Here is a 17,145-nt window from a genome sequence, read left to right on the forward strand (position 1 = left end):
TTTTGAACCGTAAGGAAGCGCTTTCCATGGCCGCAAGCAGTCTGCTGGTACTGATCGACGACATTGCCACGGTGCTCGACGATGTCTCGGTGATGACCAAGGTCGCGGCAAAGAAGACCGCAGGTGTGCTGGGCGACGACCTGGCGCTCAATGCCCAGCAGGTCACCGGCGTGCGCGCCGAGCGCGAGATCCCGGTGGTGTGGGCGGTGGCCAAGGGGTCGCTGGTGAACAAGGCGATCCTGGTGCCGGCGGCGCTGCTGATCAGCGCGTTCATCCCCTGGGCGGTGACGCCGCTGCTGATGCTCGGCGGCGCCTACCTGTGCTTCGAGGGCTTCGAGAAGCTGGCGCACAAGTTCCTGCATAGCAAGGATGAGGACGAGCAGCAGCATGAGGCGCGCAAGGAGGCCGTGGCCGATGCCAGTGTCGACCTGGTGGCGTTCGAGAAAGCCAAGATCAAGGGCGCGGTGCGTACCGACTTCATTCTCTCTGCGGAAATCATCGCCATTACCTTGGGCATCGTCGCCGATTCGCCGCTGACGCAGCAGATCATCGTGCTGTCGGGCATCGCGGTGGTCATGACCATCGGTGTGTATGGGCTGGTGGGCGGTATCGTCAAGCTTGACGACCTGGGGCTGTGGATGACCCAGAAGTCTTCAGCGCTGGCCCGCTCGATCGGCAATGGCATCCTGCGCGCCGCGCCCTACATGATGAAGAGCCTGTCGGTGATCGGCACCGCCGCGATGTTCCTGGTCGGTGGCGGGATCCTGGTGCACGGGGTGGCGCCCTTGCATCACGCGATCGAGGCGTTCAGCGAAGGGCGCGGAGGGGCACTGACCAGCGGCCTGCTCAATGGCGTGGCCGGTGTGCTGGCCGGGGCCGTGGTACTGGCGGTGGTGGCGGTTGCGGGGAAACTGTGGCGTATGGTTCGCTCGGCCCGCTAAGGCTGTATGGCCGGGGCTTCGCCCCGGTTCGCGGGCTTGCCCGCTCCCACAGGAATCGCTCATGCCCTGAAGCTAGCGCTAAACCTGTGGGAGCGGGCAAGCCCGCGAACACCGGCGGAGCCGGTGCCATCCATCGCGATCAGTTTTCGGTCGTGGCGTCCTGTTGCTCGGGTTTCCAGGCCAGCAGGCCCTGGCTGAAGCCGTAGGCCGCGCTCTGGTAGTAGGCGATTGCCCGGCGGATCAGCGGGTTGTCGCTGGCGACCGTGGTTTCATGGCTCTTGCCCAGGGCGTCCTCATGCACACGCATGCCGCCACGCGGGCTGAGAATGGCCAGGTTGTTGCCGTCGAACAGCCCCAGGTGCTGGTAGTTGCCGATCAGCACGCGTGGCGGCAGGTCGTCTTCCTTGAGCAGGTCGCGGCCGAAGAAGGTCGAGGTGTAGTCGAAGTTGAGCAGGCCCAGCAAGGTGGGCGCCAGGTCGATCTGGCTGGCCAGCTTGGCTTCTTCGCGGGGCTCGATCATTTTCGGTGCGTAGATCCACAACGGGATCTGGTAGTTGTTCACTGGCAGGTCTTCGACCCCGGCACTGCCGGCCGTGTGGTCGGCGACAAACACGAACAGGGTGTTGTCGAACCACGGCTTGCCCTTGGCTTCCTTGAGGAACTGGGCGATGGCATGGTCGGTGTACTTCACCGCGCCTTCGCGGCCGTCGCCTGACGGGATGTCGATACGGCCGTCCGGGTAGGTGTAGGGGCGGTGGTTCGAGGTGGTCATCAGTTGCAGGAAGAACGGCTTCTGCTGGGCGTAATCGGCATCGGCCAGCTTGAGGGTCTGCCGGTACAGGTCCTCGTCAGCCATGCCCCAGGCGTTCTTGAAGCTGATTTCGCTTTCATCGACGCTGCTCTGGTCGACGATGCGGTAGCCATTGCCGCTGAAGAACGCGTTCATGTTGTCGAAGTAGCCGCGCCCGCCGTAGACGAACACGGCGTCGTAGCCTCTGGCGGTCAGTTGCTGGCCAAGGCTGGCGTAGCCGCTTTCGCGACCGATGCGCTTGACGATCGAGCGGCCCGGGGTGGGCGGGATCGACAGGGTGATGGCTTCCAGGCCGCGGTCGGTGCGGGTGCCGGTGGCGTAGAAGTTGTTGAAGTACAGGCTCTCGCGGCGCAGGGCATCGAGGTTTGGCGTGAGGTTGCGCGCATCGCCGTTGCTGCCCATGTACTTGGCGCTGAAGCTCTCGATGGTCACCAGGATGATGTTCGGCGTGCGCTGTTCACCGCTGGCACTGATGTGGCGGCGGATGTCCTGAGGTTCCTGGCCCTGGAAGCGGGCGTTGGGTTCGGCCAGTTCCTGGTGCATCTGCGCGCCGACTTCGCCGGCACCGAGGCTGGCGTAGAACTGGGTGTAGTCCAGTTCGTTGTTACGGAAGGCGGCGAAGAACTGGTACGGGCCGTTGCTGGCCAGCTCGCGTTGGTAGGCGTTGCCGCCCTGGCCGCGCGGGAACTGCTGGTCGATCACCACGATGTTCAGGCCGACCAGCACCGCCAGCACGGCTAGCCCGGACCAGCGCTGACGCGAGGTGGCGGCGGGGCTGGCGAGGGCCTGGGTCAGCGGCTTGCGCAGCACCAGGGCGAGCAGGACCGCAGCCACCGCGATGCTGCCGAGCAGTGCTGGCAGTGGGTAGGACTCGCGAATGTTATCCAGCACTTCCTTGGAATAGACCAGGTAGTCGACTGCGATAAAGTTGAAGCGTACGCCGAATTCGTCCCAGAACAGCCACTCGGCCACGGCAACGAACAGCATCACGAACAGGCTGACCACCCACACGCCGGCGAGCAGCCAGCAGTGAGCACGCGAGCGCCACAAGGCATTCGGGCACAGTACCAGGTACACGCCCAGTGGCAGGGCGGTGTAGATGAGGAAGCTCAGGTCGTAGAGGGCACCGTCGAAGAAGATCGAGAAATAATTGCCGCTGACCTCATCCAGGTGAGTGGCCAGCAATATGAAACGTGTCAGCAGGAATATGCCGAACCAGGTGGAGCAGAGTAACAGCAGATAGCGCCATGGCGCGGCGAGGGGAGTACGCATCAGGTTGGCCTGTTTTCTTTCTTGGTTGTGCGAGGGCAGCGAGTCTAGTCGAAAAACTGCAAAAATAATGTCAAAAAATCGCAGTAAAGGCGAAGGCGATGGCTTTATAGTCGTAACTTGCCATTTCAAATTTGCTCGGGAGGAAACGCCCACATGTTTGGTGTACTGACGTACGACGCCTATCACCTCGCACTTTACCTGTTCACGGCGCTGGCGTGGGGGGCTCTGGGCTTTGGCTTTCTGCTGCGCGGCGCCGACACTCAGGCCCTTTACAAGTGCTGTGCGATGTTCGGCCTGGCATTGGCGATCAATGCCGCAATGCTGGTGTTGGATATCTTCCGGGTAATTCCACACCATGCAGTGGAGTTGGTGTTGCTGGTATTTGGCATGTTACTGCCTGCGGCCATTTTTTTGACCACAAAGGCAGCTTTATCTGCAAGTAAGATAAGTCTTAAAAATTTGTAAGTTTAAACTTACAAGGCGGGATCATGACGGCGCCGTCAGGCAACGGCGCTGTCACGAATCAGCCGATCAGAAGTGCACTTTCACCAGCAAGCTCATGGTGTTCTGGTCGGTGGTGAAGCCATCGCTGTCCTTGATCCCGTACTTGTCCTTCCAGTAGTCGTACTCGACACCCACATACAACTGCTTCTCGCCCAGGTGCAGGGCCTTGCCCAGGTCGTACTTGATCTGTGGGTTGAAGTGCAGGTTGGCGTGGTAGGTGCCGTGACGGTTCTCGTCGTTGTCGACGACCCAGTCCATGAAACCATCGATCAGCACATCGGAGTCACCGACCGGAATGGTGTAGGACCAGACCGGGGTGATCTGCCAGACATTGTTGCCCGCACGGCTGCCTTCAGGCATGCGGTTGTAGAAGTTCAGCTGGAAGTAGTCGAAACCGGGGATGTTCAGGTCGAAGCCTGGGCCGATCAGGTACGACTCGACGTCACCCTCGCCAAACTCGTAGGTCGCAGCCAGCAGCACGTCTTTGACCGGGCCGAACTCGAGCTTCTGGTCGAAGATCTTGCCGAACGACAGGCGTGGGCTGAACTCGCCGTAGTAGCTGTTGGGGCCGTTGTTGGCGTCCTTCTTGCCCTGGTAGAAGATCTTGTCGACGAAGAAGAAGTTGTCGCCGTACTTCCAGCCATCGGCATGCTCGAAGGTGAAGGTTTGCTGAGTATCGGGGTTGACCTTGAAGTTCTTGCCCCACAGGTAGGTCAGGCTGTTGTTCTGCCACTGCAGCAGGTCGCCGGCGAAGGTGGTGCCGCAGGCCAGCAGGCCGCCCGCGAGAATCAGGCTATTGATGGTACGCATTGCGAGTGTCGCTCCCTTGATTGATCTGTTGTCAGCGCTCGTTACAGGCGCTTTTTTGTCTTTTGGGTCAGCTTTTTTCGATTGGCCACAGCTGTTTGGCAAGAGCTGCGCCAACTTTTCGGGGTTAGCTGCTACCTTCCTGCTCGACTTCGTTCTGAACGGATGAAAATGGGTGTATCAGGCTGGCAACACGTTGGCCAACCGCCCGAATTCATTGACTGAGCGGTCAGTAAACGCAGGCAGAATCCATCCTGCCCTGATCGAGGGGGCGCGCAGATTACTGGCTTGCGCGCCGCGCCTCAAGTGCTCCGTCCTGGAGCACGCTGACTCAAACTTGAGCGTTTGGTCAGATTTTCAGAAGTGTACTTTGATCAGGGCGCTGGCGACACTCTGATTGCTGTCCAGGTTGCCGCGGCTGTCGATGCCGTACTTGTCTTTCCAGTAGCTGTACTCGAAGCCGACATAAAGCTGCTTGGCACCGATGTTCAGGGCCTTGCCCAGGTCGTACTTGACCTGCGGGTTGAAGTGCAGGTTGGCGTGATAGGTGCCACGGTTGTTCTGGTCGTTGTCGGTGACCCAGTCCATGTAGCCGTCGATCAGAATGTCGGATTTGCCCACAGGGATGGTGTAGGACCAGCCGGGGGTGATCTGCCAGACGTTGTCACCGGGGCGGTCACCCTCGGTGTTGCGTACATAGAAGTTCAGGGTGAAATAGTTGAAGCCGGGAATGTCCAGGTCGAAGCCGGGGCCGATCAGATAGGCCTCGTTGTCGCCTTCGCCACGTTCGTAGGTCATCGCCAGCAGCACGTCCTTGATCGGGCCGAAGGCGAGCTTCTGGTCGAAGATCTTGCCGAACGACAGGCGCGGGCTGAACTCACCGTAGTAGGTGTCTTCGCCTTTGCCGGGGTCGGCCTTGCCGTTGTAGAAGATCTTGTCGACGAAGAAGAACGTGTCGCCGTACTTCCATTTGTTGGCGTGTTCGAAGGTGATGGTCTGCTGGATATCGGGGTTGATCTTGAAGTCCTTGCCGTACAGGTACGTCAGGCTTTCGCCGTGCCACAGCAGCCAATCGCCTGCATGGGCGGGGAGGGTGGCCAGCAGGCTGCTGCCCAGCAGCAGGGACGAGGTGATGCGCTTCATGTTGTGATTCCCGGACTTATTGTTTTTGTTGGCGGTTTTTTCGGCGCGCAGGCGCCCCGAGCGGCCCATTCCGGCGGGCCGACGGTGAAGCGGTTACTGCAGGAAATGAGCAGGGGCGGCAAACGGCGCCGCCCCGCTCAGGGCTCAATGCTCGTGGCAGGCGTCGTTGTGCACGGCGCGCTCGGCACCACCGAGGATGTTGAACAGCACGTTGAGCACCAGGGCACTGACCGTGGCCATGGCGATCCCGCTGTGGGTGATCGGTTCCATCCACTGCGGCATCTGCGCGAAGAACTCCGGCTTGACCACAGGGATCAGGCCGAAGCCGACGCTCACCGCCACCAGCAACTGGTTGCGGCGGTCGCCGATGTCGGCTTCCTGGAGGATCTTGATCCCGGTGGCGGTGACCATGCCGAACATGGCGATGGACGCGCCGCCCAATACCGCAGGCGGGATCGAGGCGATCAGGAAGGCCGCCTTGGGCAGCAGGCTGAGCACGATCAGCAGTCCACCTGCCGTGATCGTGACGTAGCGGCAACGCACACCCGTCATCTGCACCAGGCCGATGTTCTGGGCGAACGAGGAGTGGGTGAAGGTGTTGAAGAAACCGGCGATGAACGACGCACCGGCATCGCACAACAGACCGCGACGCAGCATCCCGGGGGTCACTTCACGGTCTGTCACCTTGCCCAGGGCGAGGAACATGCCCGTGGACTCGACGAAGATGATCACCACCACCAGGCACATCGACAGGATCGGCGCCAGGCTGAAGGTCGGCATGCCGAAGTGCAGTGGGGTCACCACTTGCAGCCACGGCGTGTCGCTCAGGCCCGACAGGTCGACCATGCCGATGGAACCGGCCAGGATGTAGCCCAGGCCCATGCCCACCAGGACCGACACGTTGACCCAGAAGCCGCGCATGAAGCGGTTGATCAACAGGATGACGGCCAGCACCAGGCCAGCCACCAGCAGGTAGATCGGCGAACCGAAGGTCGCGGCGTCCTGGCCGCCACCGGCCCAGTTGACTGCCACCGGGAACAGCGACAGGCCAATCGAGGTGATCACCGTACCGGTGACCAGCGGCGGGAAGAAGCGTACGACTTTGGACATGAACGGTGCGATCAGCATGCCGAAGAACCCGGCAGCGATGGTCGCGCCAAAGATCCCCTGCAGGCCTACGCCCGGCATGCCGGCCATGGCCACCATGCTGCCGACGGCAGCGAAGCTGGCACCCATCATCACTGGCATGCGGATCCCGACCGGGCCGATACCGAACGACTGGATGATGGTGGCGACACCGGCGACCAGCAGGTCGGCGTTGATCAGGAAAGCGACTTCTTCACGAGACAAACCAGCGGCCTGGCCGATGATCAGAGGGACGGCGATCGCACCTCCGTACATCAGCAACACATGTTGCAGGCCAACCAGGATCAGTTGGAACAGGGGCAGAGGCTGTCGCGGCGGCGCAACTGGAATGTACGCCTTGCGTGACTCGGACATGCAGCACCTCGAGTTTTGTTTTTATTCTCGGATCCAAGCGCCAGTCGCATACGGCAGGCCCGGTGGCGGCAGCCTGGGGTTCCCGCATGCAGTCGAACGCTCGATGCTTGCTTGTTGCATGAATCTATAAGGGTGAGGCCGGGGTTGCCGGCCTCTTCGCGGCGCAAGGCCGCCCCCGCCCGGGCGCGCGGACGCCCAGGCAGGAGAGGGTGGATCAGTTGACCTGGGCGCCTTTGGCGATCCAGTCACCGACGAGCTTGCGCTCTTCGGCGGTCATCTGGGTGATGTTGCCCAGTGGCATGATCTGGCTGGCGACCGCTTGCGCCTGAATGCGCGCGGCCTGGGCCTGGATCTGCTGCGGGGTGTCGAACATCACGCCGGCAGGGGCTGCGCTGAACAGTGGGCTGGTCGGTTTCGACGAGTGGCACACGCTGCAGCGTTCCTGGATGACTTTGTGGATCTTCTCGAAGTCGCCACCGGCGGCCTGTGCGGTCGCCTGGGCCGGGGCTTCGGCGGGTGCGGCTGGCGCTTCGGCGGCCTTGGCGGCTTCCTCGGCACGCAGCTCGGCGGCGGTCTTGCCACCCACGGCGGTGGCTGGCAGTGGCTGGTACTCGACCTTGGCTGCGGCCTGCTCAGGGCTGACTGCGATCGGCTTGGGGCCGGTGACATAGGCCAGGCAGATCATCGCCAGGGCACCGACCGGCAGGGTCCAGGCGTACTTGTTGCTGTCGTGGCGGGTGTTGAAGTAGTGGCGGATCAGAACCGCTGCTACTGCGATACCGGCCAGGATCAGCCAGTTGTACTGGCTACCGTAGGTGCTCGGGAAGTGGTTGCTGATCATGATGAACAGCACCGGCAGGGTGAAGTAGTTGTTGTGACGCGAGCGCAGCAGGCCCTTGGCCGGCAGTACCGGGTCCGGGGTCTGGTTGTTCTCGATCGCCGCCACCAGCTGGCGCTGGGCCGGCATGATGATGCGGAACACGTTACCGACCATGATGGTGCCGATGATCGCACCGGTGTGCAGGTACGCACCACGGCCGCTGAACACCAGGCTGAAGCCGAAGCAGGCGGCGATGATCAGGACGAACAGCACGGCGCCGAGCAGGGCAGGGTGCTTGCCCAACGGCGAGTCGCACAGGAAGTCGTAGATGAACCAGCCGGCGACCAGCGAACCGATACCGATGGCCACGCCTTCGGCACCGCTCAGGGTGCTGCCGGGTGCCAGCAGGTAGAGGCTCGGGTTCCAGTAGAACACCACGCACAGCAGGGCGATACCGGACATCCAGGTAAAGTAGGCTTCCCATTTGAACCAGTGCAGGTTCTCGGGCATTTTCGGGGGCGCGAGCTTGTATTTCTCCAGGTGGTAGATACCACCGCCGTGAATCGCCCAGAGATCACCCGACAACCCATCGCGCGGGTTGCTTCGGTTCAGGTGGTTCTCCAGCCAGACGAAGTAGAACGATGCACCGATCCAGGCGACACCGGTGATCATGTGAACCCAGCGAATGCTCAGGTTCAGCCATTCGTGAAGGTGTGCTTCCACAGTATGTACCTCTGCCGATCACCGTGAACGATGACCGACCTTTTCTTATTGGTGGGGATTGAGGATCAGCATCTGTTCCTCGGTGAAGTAATGCTCATCGCAGTTGTTGCCAGAACCGCTGCGATCAACCACCAGGAAGTCATCCCGCTTTTCGATCGTCAGCACCGGGTGGTGCCAGACGCCGCGATGGTAATTAACGCCCTGCCTGCCGTTACTACGGAAGGCACGGACCAAGCCTGATACAGGTGCATCGCCAACCGGCGCGACCACGATCAGAAAGGGGTTGCCGAGCAGCGGGATGAAAGCCTGGCTGCCCAGCGGATGGCGCTCCAGCATGCGCACGGTCAGCGGCATGTCCTGCGCGTCGGCGCGGAAGATGCTGATGATCGCCTTGTCTTCAGGCTCGGCGGTCTCGACCGTGGCGAGCTTGTGAAAGCGCATGGTCGAGCCGTTGTTGATCATGAAGTGGTCGCTGCCATCGGTTTCGATCACGTCTCCGAATTCGGCGAAGGCTTCTTTGGTCAGGGGCTCGATCATCAGGGTGCGCATGCGGTTATCTCTTCTATTGTTCGTTTTTCTGAATAAGGGTTCGGCTGTTGCTTACAGCTGCAGCAGGCGGAACAGGGCGATCAGGTTGATCTGCGCCAGGGCTTCCTTGAATTCGGCATCGGTATCGTTGTGGATGCGTTTTTCGAAGGCGGCGAGGATCTGGTGCCGGTTGCTGCCCTTGACCGCCATGATGAACGGGAACTGGAACTTGGCCTTGTAGGTGTCGTTCAGTTCGGTGAAGCGGGCGAACTCTTCGGCGGTGCACTCGTGGATGCCGGCGCCGGCCTGTTCGTTGGTGCTCGATTCGGTCAGCTCGCCCTGGATGGCGGCCTTGCCGGCCAGGTCCGGGTGAGCGTTGATCAGCGCCAGCTGGTCGGCATGGTTGGCGCTGAGCAGGATGTCGCTCATGCGCTGGTGCAGCGCCTCGATCTCGTCCAGTTCGCCCAGCTGGCCCAGGTCGTAGGCTTTTTCGGCGACCCACGGCGAGTGCTCGTAGATGTCGGCGAACACCTTGACGAAGGCGTCACGGTCCAGGGCGGATGGCTTGAGGGTCTTGAAGGCGGTCATCAGGCGTTCTCTTTCTTGTACGGGTGGGTGGCGTGCCAGTGGCGGGCGATGTCCACGCGACGGGCGAACCAGACCTGGTCGTGGCTCTTGGCGTAATCGACGAAGCGCTTGAGCGCGGCCAGGCGTGCCGGGCGGCCGACCAGGCGGCAGTGCAGGCCGATGGACAGCATCTTCGGTGCTTCGGCACCTTCGGCGTAGAGCACGTCGAAGGCGTCTTTCAGGTACTGGAAGAACTGCTCGCCGCAGTTGAAGCCCTGCACCTGGGTGAAGCGCATGTCGTTGGTGTCCAGGGTATACGGGATCACCAGGTGCGGCTTGCCGGTCGGGTTGTTCGGCTCCCAGTAGGGCAGGTCGTCGTCATAGGTGTCGCTGTCATAGAGGAAGCCACCTTCTTCCATCACCAGGCGGCGGGTGTTTGGGCCGGTGCGGCCGGTGTACCAGCCCACTGGGCGTTCGCCGGTGAGTTCGGTGAGGATGCGGATGGCTTCGAGCATGTGCTCGCGCTCCTGGGCCTCGTCCATGTTCTGGTAGTCGATCCAGCGGTAGCCGTGGCTGCAGATCTCGTGGCCGGCTTCGGCCATGGCGCGGATCACGTCGGGGTGGCGCTGGGCAGCCATGGCCACGGCGAAGATGGTCAGCGGTACGCCGCTGTCCTTGAACAGCTTGAGCAGACGCCACACGCCGGCGCGGCTGCCGTACTCGTACAGCGATTCCATGCTCATGTTGCGCGCACCCTGCAGCGGCTGGGCGGCTACCATCTCGGACAGGAAGGCTTCGGACTCTTTGTCACCGTGCAGGATGTTGCGTTCGCCGCCTTCTTCGTAGTTGAGGACGAAAGACAGCGCGATGCGAGCGTTGCCCGGCCATTGCGGGTGAGGAGGGTTGTTGCCGTAACCGATCAGGTCGCGAGGGTAGTCAGCGCTCACTGCAGTCTTCCTTCTTGTGTGTTGGTGCGGGGTGGGCGGGCCGCGTCGGGATGTCGCACCACCGGATGGGCTGATTGTATACAACTTCTGAAATCTTTTGTAAGCCTGTTTTTCCGCATTTCTTCCCTTTTGTCGCATGAGAACGTGTTGCAAGAAACCTGCCTGAATGGTCAGTTAATGACATTGACGTCCATACGCCGCCTGTATTTGCGACTGAAGGGCTGATTGGCGGGGTTGCGACGGAAGGGATTAAAAAATTGTGTACAATCTGGCGATGAAATGTCTTAATGGCGTCATTCCCGCACATCGCAGGCCCTAAGCTGGGGCGTTGGCTGTGTATTTTTTGCCCATAGATTGAACAAGAGGCGACAAGCAGATGGGACGTTTGACCACACACGTACTGGATGCCGCGCATGGCTGCCCAGGCAGCTCGATCAAGGTCGAGCTGTACCGCGTCGAAGGCCAGCAGCTGGAGCTGGTGAACACTGCCCTGACCAACAGCGATGGCCGCGTCGACGCGCCGCTGCTGCAAGGTGACGATTATCGTACCGGCGTCTACCAGCTGCAGTTCAGCGCTGGCGCCTACTACCGTGCCCGCGGCGTGCAGCTGCCGGACACTGCATTTTTGGATGTTGTCGTGCTGCGCTTCGGCATCGATGAAAAGCAGGAGCACTACCACGTGCCGCTGCTGATCTCGCCGTACAGCTATTCGACCTATCGCGGAAGCTAGTTGGTCGCTAGAAGAATCTTCGTAGGTCCTTTGGCCCGCTCCCACACTGGCGGGCTTTTTTTCGTCTGCTGTTTTTGTATGGCCTTTGTTGGCCCTTTCGCGGGCAAGCCCGCTCCCACAGGGTCACCACAAGTCCTGTGGGAGCGGGTTTACCCGCGAAGAGGCCAGCACAGATTTTAGCAATAAAGAAAGGGCGCCGAAGCGCCCTTGGTGGGTGCGGTGAGGGTCAGAGGAACACGAACTTGGCAATGAAGATCGCGCACAGGACCCACAGGCTGGCGGAGATTTCCTTGTACTTGCCGGTACCCGCCTTCAATGCCACATAGCTGATGAAGCCCAGGGCGATACCGTCGGCGACGGAGAAGGTCAGCGGCATCATGATCACCGTGACGATCGCCGGAATACTGTCGGTCGCTTCGTCCCAATGAATGTGCGCCATGCTGCCCATCATCAGCATCGCCACATAGATCAGCGCGCCCGCAGTTGCGTAGGCAGGGATCATCCCGGCCAGCGGAGCAAAGAACATCGCCGCTACGAACAGCAGGCCAACCACTACCGCCGTCAGGCCAGTACGACCGCCCGCCGCGACGCCGGCAGCACTTTCCACATAACTGGTTACCGGTGGTACACCGACCACGGCACCGAACACGCTCGAAGCACTATCTGCCTTCAATGCCCGCGACAGGTTTTCAATACGGCCATCAGGCGCCACCAGATTGGCCCGCTGCGCCACGCCCATCAGCGTGCCAGCGGTGTCGAACATGTGCACGAACAGGAACGCCAGCACCACGCTGATCATGCTGACGTTGAACACGCCCGCCACATCCATGGCCATCCAGGTCGGTGCCAGGCTCGGCGGCATCGACATTACCCCGCTGAACTTCACCAACCCCAGGCCCCAACCGGCCAGGGTGACGCCGATGATGCTGATCAGGATTGCGCCGAACACGCGCTTGTAACTGAGGATGGCGATCAGCAGGAAGCACAGTGCCGCCAGCAGTGGCCCCGGCTCATGCAGCGAACCCAGCTTGATCAGGGTGGCCGGGCTGTCGACGATGATGCCGGCGGTCTTCAGGCCGATCAGCCCGAGGAACAATCCGACGCCGGCCCCCATGGCATGGCGCAGGCTCACCGGGATGCTGTTGAGCAGCCATTCGCGCACGCGTGACAAGGTCAGGAACATGAACAGCACGCCCGAGACGAATACCGCCCCCAGCGCCGTTTCCCAGTTGTAGCCCATGGTGCCGACCACGGTGTAGGTAAAGAAGGCATTCAGCCCCATGCCTGGCGCCAGGCCCACCGGCCAGTTGGCGTACAGGCCCATCAGCAGGCAGCCCAGCGCGGCGGCGATGCAGGTGGCGACGAAGGCGGCACCATGGTCGATGCCGGCGTCGGCCATGATGTTGGGGTTGACGAAGATGATGTAAGCCATGGTGATGAAGGTGGTCACCCCGGCGATCAGCTCGGTTCTGACAGTGCTGCCGTGTTGCTTGAGTTTGAAAATCCGTTCCAGCCAACTCGTTTCGAGCGGTGGCGCGAGATCCAGCGTAGGGGCTTCGGATTTGCGGCTTTCCACAGCGAGTACTCCTCAAGTCTTTCTTGTTGTTGTTGGAGCCAGGGTCCTGAGCAATGCACTTGGTGGCTCCGCGAGGGAAGGCAGACGTCTGACGCGTTTTGTTGACTCACGGGTCAAGATGTTGCCCGATGGATTATGCTTTTGTGTACAAAGAATGCAAATAATGTTTTATCTTTTGTGTGCTCAATGCGTCGTATAACGGCTATATAGGTAAAAGGCCCCCTGCGGAATCGCCTCAGCCTGTGTACAATGGCGCCATACTTTCTCTTCGTGCCTCGAGAGCCCATGAACGAACAGCTGCAACCTCTGAAAAAACCTGCGCGCACTGGCAAGGCCGGCCGCAGTGGTACCCAGGACGACATCGTCTACGCGCACATCTTCGAGGCGATCCTCGAGCAGCGATTGGCGCCGGGCACCAAGTTGAGCGAGGAAGCGCTGGGCGAGATCTTTGGCGTCAGCCGCACCATCATCCGCCGCGCCCTGTCGCGCCTGGCCCACGAAAGCGTGGTGCTGCTGCGGCCGAACCGCGGTGCCGTGGTGGCCAGCCCGACGGTGGAAGAGGCCCGTCAGGTGTTCTTCTCGCGGCGCATGGTCGAACGTGCCATTACCGAACTGGCCGTGCAGCACGCGACGCTGGAGCAGCTCAACGAACTGCGCCAGATGGTGCGCGAGGAGCGTGACAGCTTCTCCCGTGGCGACCGTGGCGCCGGTATCCGCCTTTCCGGCGAGTTCCACCTCAAGCTGGCCGAAGCGGCAGGCAACGCCCCGCTGGTCAGCTTCCAGCGCAGCCTGGTGTCGCAGACTTCGCTGATCATTGCCCAGTACGAAACTGGCACCCGCTCGCACTGCTCGTATGACGAGCACATGCAATTGATCGATGCCATTGAGGCGCGTGATGCCGAGCAGGCGGTGAGCCTGATGATGCACCACATGGATCATATCGATAGCAAGCTGAACCTGGACGAGGAAAGCGCTTCGGACGATCTGCATGCGGTGTTCTCCCACCTGCTGAAAAAGCCCAAGGCGTCCGCCAAGGGTTGATCGTTTGCCTGGCTGATTTCAGGGCCGCTTCGCGCCCCATCGCCGGCAAGCGCGGCTCCTACAGGTACAGCACTGACCTCAAGGAATGTGCAGTACCTTGTGGGAGCCGCGCTTGCCGGCGATGGGGCGCGCAGCGGCCCTGTGCTGTTACTGGCCAATAGCCAAACCTCTGCTAAATTCTTGTGAGCAAACCTTCATCAAGCAGTTGGGCTTGCGCATCCGTTGCGTTCCACTTCTTGAGGAAAGGTCGATGACCATGTCTCTGGGTACACGGATGGGGGCCGAGCTGGTCGGCACCTTCTGGTTGGTTCTTGGTGGCTGCGGCAGTGCCGTGCTCGCAGCCAGTTCTCCCGTCGGCATCGGTGTGCTCGGTGTCGCCTTCGCCTTCGGTCTTACCGTGCTGACCATGGCCTTCGCCATTGGTCATATCTCCGGCTGTCATCTCAACCCCGCCGTGTCGTTCGGGCTGGTGGTGGGTGGACGCTTCCCGGCTAAAGAGCTGCTGCCCTATGTGATCGCCCAGGTGATCGGCGCCATCCTGGCCGCTGGCGTGATCTATCTGATTGCCAGCGGCAAGGCCGGTTTCGAACTGTCCTCGGGCCTGGCGTCCAACGGCTACGCCGACCACTCGCCTGGCGGCTACACGCTGGGCGCGGGCTTTGTCAGTGAAGTGGTGATGACCGCGATGTTCCTGGTGGTGATCATGGGCGCTACCGACGCCCGTGCCCCGGCAGGCTTCGCGCCGATTGCCATCGGCTTGGCCCTGACCTTGATCCACCTGATCTCGATCCCGGTGACCAATACCTCGGTCAACCCCGCGCGCAGCACGGGGCCGGCATTGTTCGTCGGCGGTTGGGCCCTGCAGCAGCTGTGGCTGTTCTGGGTGGCGCCGCTGATCGGGGCTGCGATCGGCGGCGCGCTGTACCGGCGCCTGGCGAAAGAGCCTTAGCGCTGGTGCACGCAACGCCCGGCGGCGTAGGTTTCGCGCACGGTGCGGTCGTCGCCCAGGGTGGTGAGCACGAACAGGGTTTCTTCGATGCTGCTGGACTGCTGAATGCGGTAGTCCAGTAGCGGCGTGGCCTTGTAGTCGAGCACCACGAAGTCGGCATCGTTGCCCGGGCGCAGGCTGCCGATACGGTCGTCCAGGCGCAAGGCGCGAGCGCCGCCGAGGGTGGCCAGATACAGCGACTTGTACGGGTGCAGGCGCGCGCCTTGCAGCTGCATCACCTTGTACGCCTCGTTCAGTGTGTTGAGCAGCGAGAAGCTGGTGCCAGCGCCGACATCGGTGCCCAGGCCCACGTTGACCTTGAAGCGCTCGGCCTGGGGCAGGTTGAACAGGCCGCTGCCGAGGAACAGGTTGGAGGTCGGGCAGAAGGCCACGGCCGAGCCGGTTTCCGCCAGGCGCTGGCATTCGCTGTCGCACAGGTGCACGCCGTGGGCGAACACCGAGCGCTCGCTGAGCAGCTCGAAGTGGTCGTAGACGTCCAGGTAGCCTTTCTGCTCGGGGAACAGCTCTTTCACCCAGTCGATTTCCTTGAGGTTCTCGGACAGGTGGGTGTGCATGTACAGGCCCGGGTATTCCTTCAGCAGCTGACCGGCCAGGGCCAGCTGTTCCGGCGTGCTGGTCGGGGCGAAGCGTGGGGTCACCGCGTAGTGCAGGCGGCCCTTGCCGTGCCAGCGCTCGATCAGCTGCTTGCTCTCGGTGTAACCGGACTCGGCGGTGTCGGTCAGGTAGTCCGGGGCGTTGCGGTCCATCATCACCTTGCCGGCAATCATCCGCAGGTCCAGGCGCTCGGCTTCTTCGAACAGGGCGTTGACCGACTGCGGGTGCACGCTGCCGAACACCAGGGCGGTGGTGGTGCCGTTGCGCAGCAGTTCCTTGAGGAAGATCTTCGCCACCTTGTCGGCGTGGTCCTTGTCGGCGAACTGCTTCTCGCAAGGGAAGGTGTAGGTATTGAGCCAGTCCAGCAGTTGTTCGCCGTAGGAGCCGATCATGCCGGTCTGCGGGAAGTGGATATGGGTATCGATGAAGCCTGGGGTGATCAGCGCGTCCTGGTAATGCACCACCTCGATGTCGGCCGCCAGGGTCGGCAGCAGCTCGCTGGCAGGGCCGACGGCGCTGATGCGGCCATCGTCGATCACCAGCAGGCCGTCCTCGAAGTACTCATGGGAAGCGTCCAGGCCTACCTCGGCCGGGTCGGCGATGCTGTGCAGGATGGCGGCACGGTAGGCTTTGCGGGTAACGGTCATAACACACTCGTCAAATGGCTTGGCTGCGCCGGGAGGGCGGCAGCAACTGGGCAATGGGGCCGGCGTTGGCGGCAGCGTCGTGCTGGCCGAAGCAGGCGTTGTAGGTGGCAATGATTTCGCCGGCGATGGACACGGCAATCTCGATCGGCAGCTTGCCCTTGACCTCGGGCAGGCCCATCGGGCAGCGCATGCGCGCCAGCACGGCATCGTCGTAGCCGCGCTCGCGCAGGCGGTGCTCGAACTTGACCCGCTTGGTCTTCGAGCCGATCAGGCCGAACCAGGTGAAATCGTTGCGTTTGAGAATGGCGGCGGTCAGTTCCAGGTCGAGCTGGTGGTTGTGGGTCATGACGATGCAGTAGCTGCCTGGCGGCAGGTCCGCGACTTCGTCGACCGGTTCTTCACTGACGACCTTGCACACCCCGTTGGGGATGAGTTCGGGGAATTCCTGTTCACGCGAGTCGATCCAGCGCACCCGGCAGGGCAGCGCGGCGAGCAAGGGTACCAGAGCACGGCCGACATGGCCCGCGCCGAACACGGCGATGTGCGCCTGCACCGCAGCCATCGGCTCGAACAGCAGCACGGTGGCGCCGCCGCAGCACTGGCCGAGGCTGGCGCCGAGGCTGAAGCGCTCCAGGTGCGGGGTGTTGCGGTGTTCCTCGAGCATCTGCCGGGCGATGTGCAGGGCCTTGTATTCCAGGTGGCCGCCGCCGATGGTGTCGAACAGGCCGGTGGCGCTGACGACCATCTTCGAGCCAGCGTTGCGCGGGGTTGAGCCGCGCTCCTCGATGATGGTCACCAGCACGCAGGCTTCGCCGCGGGACTGGTGGTCGGCGAGGGCGTTGATCCATTGGTGCATGATTCAACCTCTCTTGTGTGTACACGCGGTCCATGTGGGAGCGGGCTTGCCCGCGAAGAAGCCACCGCGGTGCATGGCAAGGGCTTCGCCCTTGTTCGCGGGCAAGCCCGCTCCCACAGGGTCAGATGT

General features: G+C 62.0%; 16 protein-coding genes. 5 read left to right on the forward strand and 11 right to left on the reverse strand.

The window, feature by feature from the left end; all coding sequences use genetic code 11:
• Window positions 1-26: 26 nt before the first annotated feature.
• Window positions 27-941 carry a DUF808 domain-containing protein gene (locus J7573_RS19615; RefSeq protein WP_294339131.1) on the forward strand — a complete coding sequence of 305 codons (915 nt, stop codon included), beginning with the start codon at window positions 27-29 and terminating at the stop codon, window positions 939-941.
• Window positions 942-1,080: 139 nt separating this feature from the next.
• On the opposite strand, the gene J7573_RS19620 is transcribed toward J7573_RS19615, so the two are convergent.
• Window positions 1,081-3,024 carry an LTA synthase family protein gene (locus tag J7573_RS19620; RefSeq protein WP_294339134.1) on the reverse strand — a complete coding sequence of 648 codons (1,944 nt, stop codon included), beginning with the start codon at window positions 3,022-3,024 and terminating at the stop codon, window positions 1,081-1,083.
• Between the two features lie 153 nt (window positions 3,025-3,177).
• Between J7573_RS19620 and J7573_RS19625 the strand changes: the two genes are divergently transcribed.
• Entirely contained in the window at window positions 3,178-3,489 is a 312-nt protein-coding gene (locus J7573_RS19625; RefSeq protein WP_294339135.1) for a hypothetical protein, read from the forward strand.
• Window positions 3,490-3,555: 66 nt separating this feature from the next.
• Here J7573_RS19625 and J7573_RS19630 read toward each other — a convergent pair whose 3' ends face one another.
• The 7 genes from J7573_RS19630 to puuE all read right to left on the reverse strand — a co-directional run bounded on the left by J7573_RS19630 (window position 3,556) and on the right by puuE (window position 10,563).
• On the reverse strand, window positions 3,556-4,338 hold the full coding sequence (locus J7573_RS19630) for an outer membrane protein OmpK (protein ID WP_103446549.1): 783 nt from the start codon (window positions 4,336-4,338) through the stop codon (window positions 3,556-3,558).
• Between the two features lie 354 nt (window positions 4,339-4,692).
• Complete coding sequence (locus J7573_RS19635) at window positions 4,693-5,478, reverse strand: outer membrane protein OmpK (RefSeq protein WP_294339143.1); 786 nt, start codon at window positions 5,476-5,478, stop codon at window positions 4,693-4,695.
• A gap of 144 nt (window positions 5,479-5,622) precedes the next feature.
• Window positions 5,623-6,978, reverse strand: coding sequence for a nucleobase:cation symporter-2 family protein (locus J7573_RS19640; protein ID WP_294339146.1), 1,356 nt, complete (start codon window positions 6,976-6,978; stop codon window positions 5,623-5,625).
• A 214-nt stretch (window positions 6,979-7,192) separates the two neighbouring features.
• A complete protein-coding gene (locus J7573_RS19645) occupies window positions 7,193-8,521 on the reverse strand; it encodes a urate hydroxylase PuuD (protein WP_294339149.1) in 1,329 nt (442 codons plus the stop codon).
• A gap of 45 nt (window positions 8,522-8,566) precedes the next feature.
• The gene (locus tag J7573_RS19650) at window positions 8,567-9,070 is read right to left on the reverse strand and encodes an ureidoglycolate lyase (protein ID WP_054884133.1); all 504 of its coding nucleotides are present in this window, start codon (window positions 9,068-9,070) and stop codon (window positions 8,567-8,569) included.
• Window positions 9,071-9,121: 51 nt separating this feature from the next.
• Window positions 9,122-9,637 carry a 2-oxo-4-hydroxy-4-carboxy-5-ureidoimidazoline decarboxylase gene (gene uraD / locus J7573_RS19655; RefSeq protein WP_294339154.1) on the reverse strand — a complete coding sequence of 172 codons (516 nt, stop codon included), beginning with the start codon at window positions 9,635-9,637 and terminating at the stop codon, window positions 9,122-9,124.
• Complete coding sequence (gene puuE, locus J7573_RS19660) at window positions 9,637-10,563, reverse strand: allantoinase PuuE (RefSeq protein WP_027921250.1); 927 nt, start codon at window positions 10,561-10,563, stop codon at window positions 9,637-9,639. Before puuE ends, uraD begins: the two co-directional genes overlap by 1 nt.
• 376 nt (window positions 10,564-10,939) lie before the next feature.
• Between puuE and uraH the strand changes: the two genes are divergently transcribed.
• Window positions 10,940-11,293, forward strand: a complete 354-nt coding sequence (gene uraH, locus J7573_RS19665) for a hydroxyisourate hydrolase (RefSeq protein WP_054884130.1) — start codon at window positions 10,940-10,942, stop codon at window positions 11,291-11,293.
• A gap of 226 nt (window positions 11,294-11,519) precedes the next feature.
• On the opposite strand, the gene J7573_RS19670 is transcribed toward uraH, so the two are convergent.
• Window positions 11,520-12,839: an NCS2 family permease gene (locus tag J7573_RS19670; protein WP_294339236.1), complete on the reverse strand. Its 1,320-nt coding sequence runs from the start codon at window positions 12,837-12,839 to the stop codon at window positions 11,520-11,522.
• Between the two features lie 315 nt (window positions 12,840-13,154).
• On the opposite strand from J7573_RS19670, the gene J7573_RS19675 reads away from it, so the two are divergent.
• Together J7573_RS19675 and aqpZ are read left to right on the forward strand one after the other, a co-directional pair.
• Window positions 13,155-13,910 carry a GntR family transcriptional regulator gene (locus J7573_RS19675; RefSeq protein ID WP_103446554.1) on the forward strand — a complete coding sequence of 252 codons (756 nt, stop codon included), beginning with the start codon at window positions 13,155-13,157 and terminating at the stop codon, window positions 13,908-13,910.
• Window positions 13,911-14,160: 250 nt separating this feature from the next.
• On the forward strand, window positions 14,161-14,859 hold the full coding sequence (gene aqpZ, locus J7573_RS19680) for an aquaporin Z (RefSeq protein WP_294339161.1): 699 nt from the start codon (window positions 14,161-14,163) through the stop codon (window positions 14,857-14,859).
• On the opposite strand, the gene guaD is transcribed toward aqpZ, so the two are convergent.
• Both guaD and xdhC read right to left on the reverse strand, forming a co-directional pair.
• Entirely contained in the window at window positions 14,856-16,160 is a 1,305-nt protein-coding gene (gene guaD / locus J7573_RS19685) for a guanine deaminase (protein ID WP_294339164.1), read from the reverse strand. The genes aqpZ and guaD overlap by 4 nt on opposite strands.
• 10 nt (window positions 16,161-16,170) lie before the next feature.
• Window positions 16,171-17,016 (reverse strand): xanthine dehydrogenase accessory protein XdhC, encoded by an 846-nt coding sequence (xdhC, locus tag J7573_RS19690; RefSeq protein ID WP_294339166.1) that lies wholly within the window; start codon window positions 17,014-17,016, stop codon window positions 16,171-16,173.
• Between the last annotated feature and the right edge of the window lie 129 nt (window positions 17,017-17,145).

Origin of the sequence: Pseudomonas sp., from assembly GCF_017744435.1 — a bacterium.
GTDB lineage: Bacteria > Pseudomonadota > Gammaproteobacteria > Pseudomonadales > Pseudomonadaceae > Aquipseudomonas.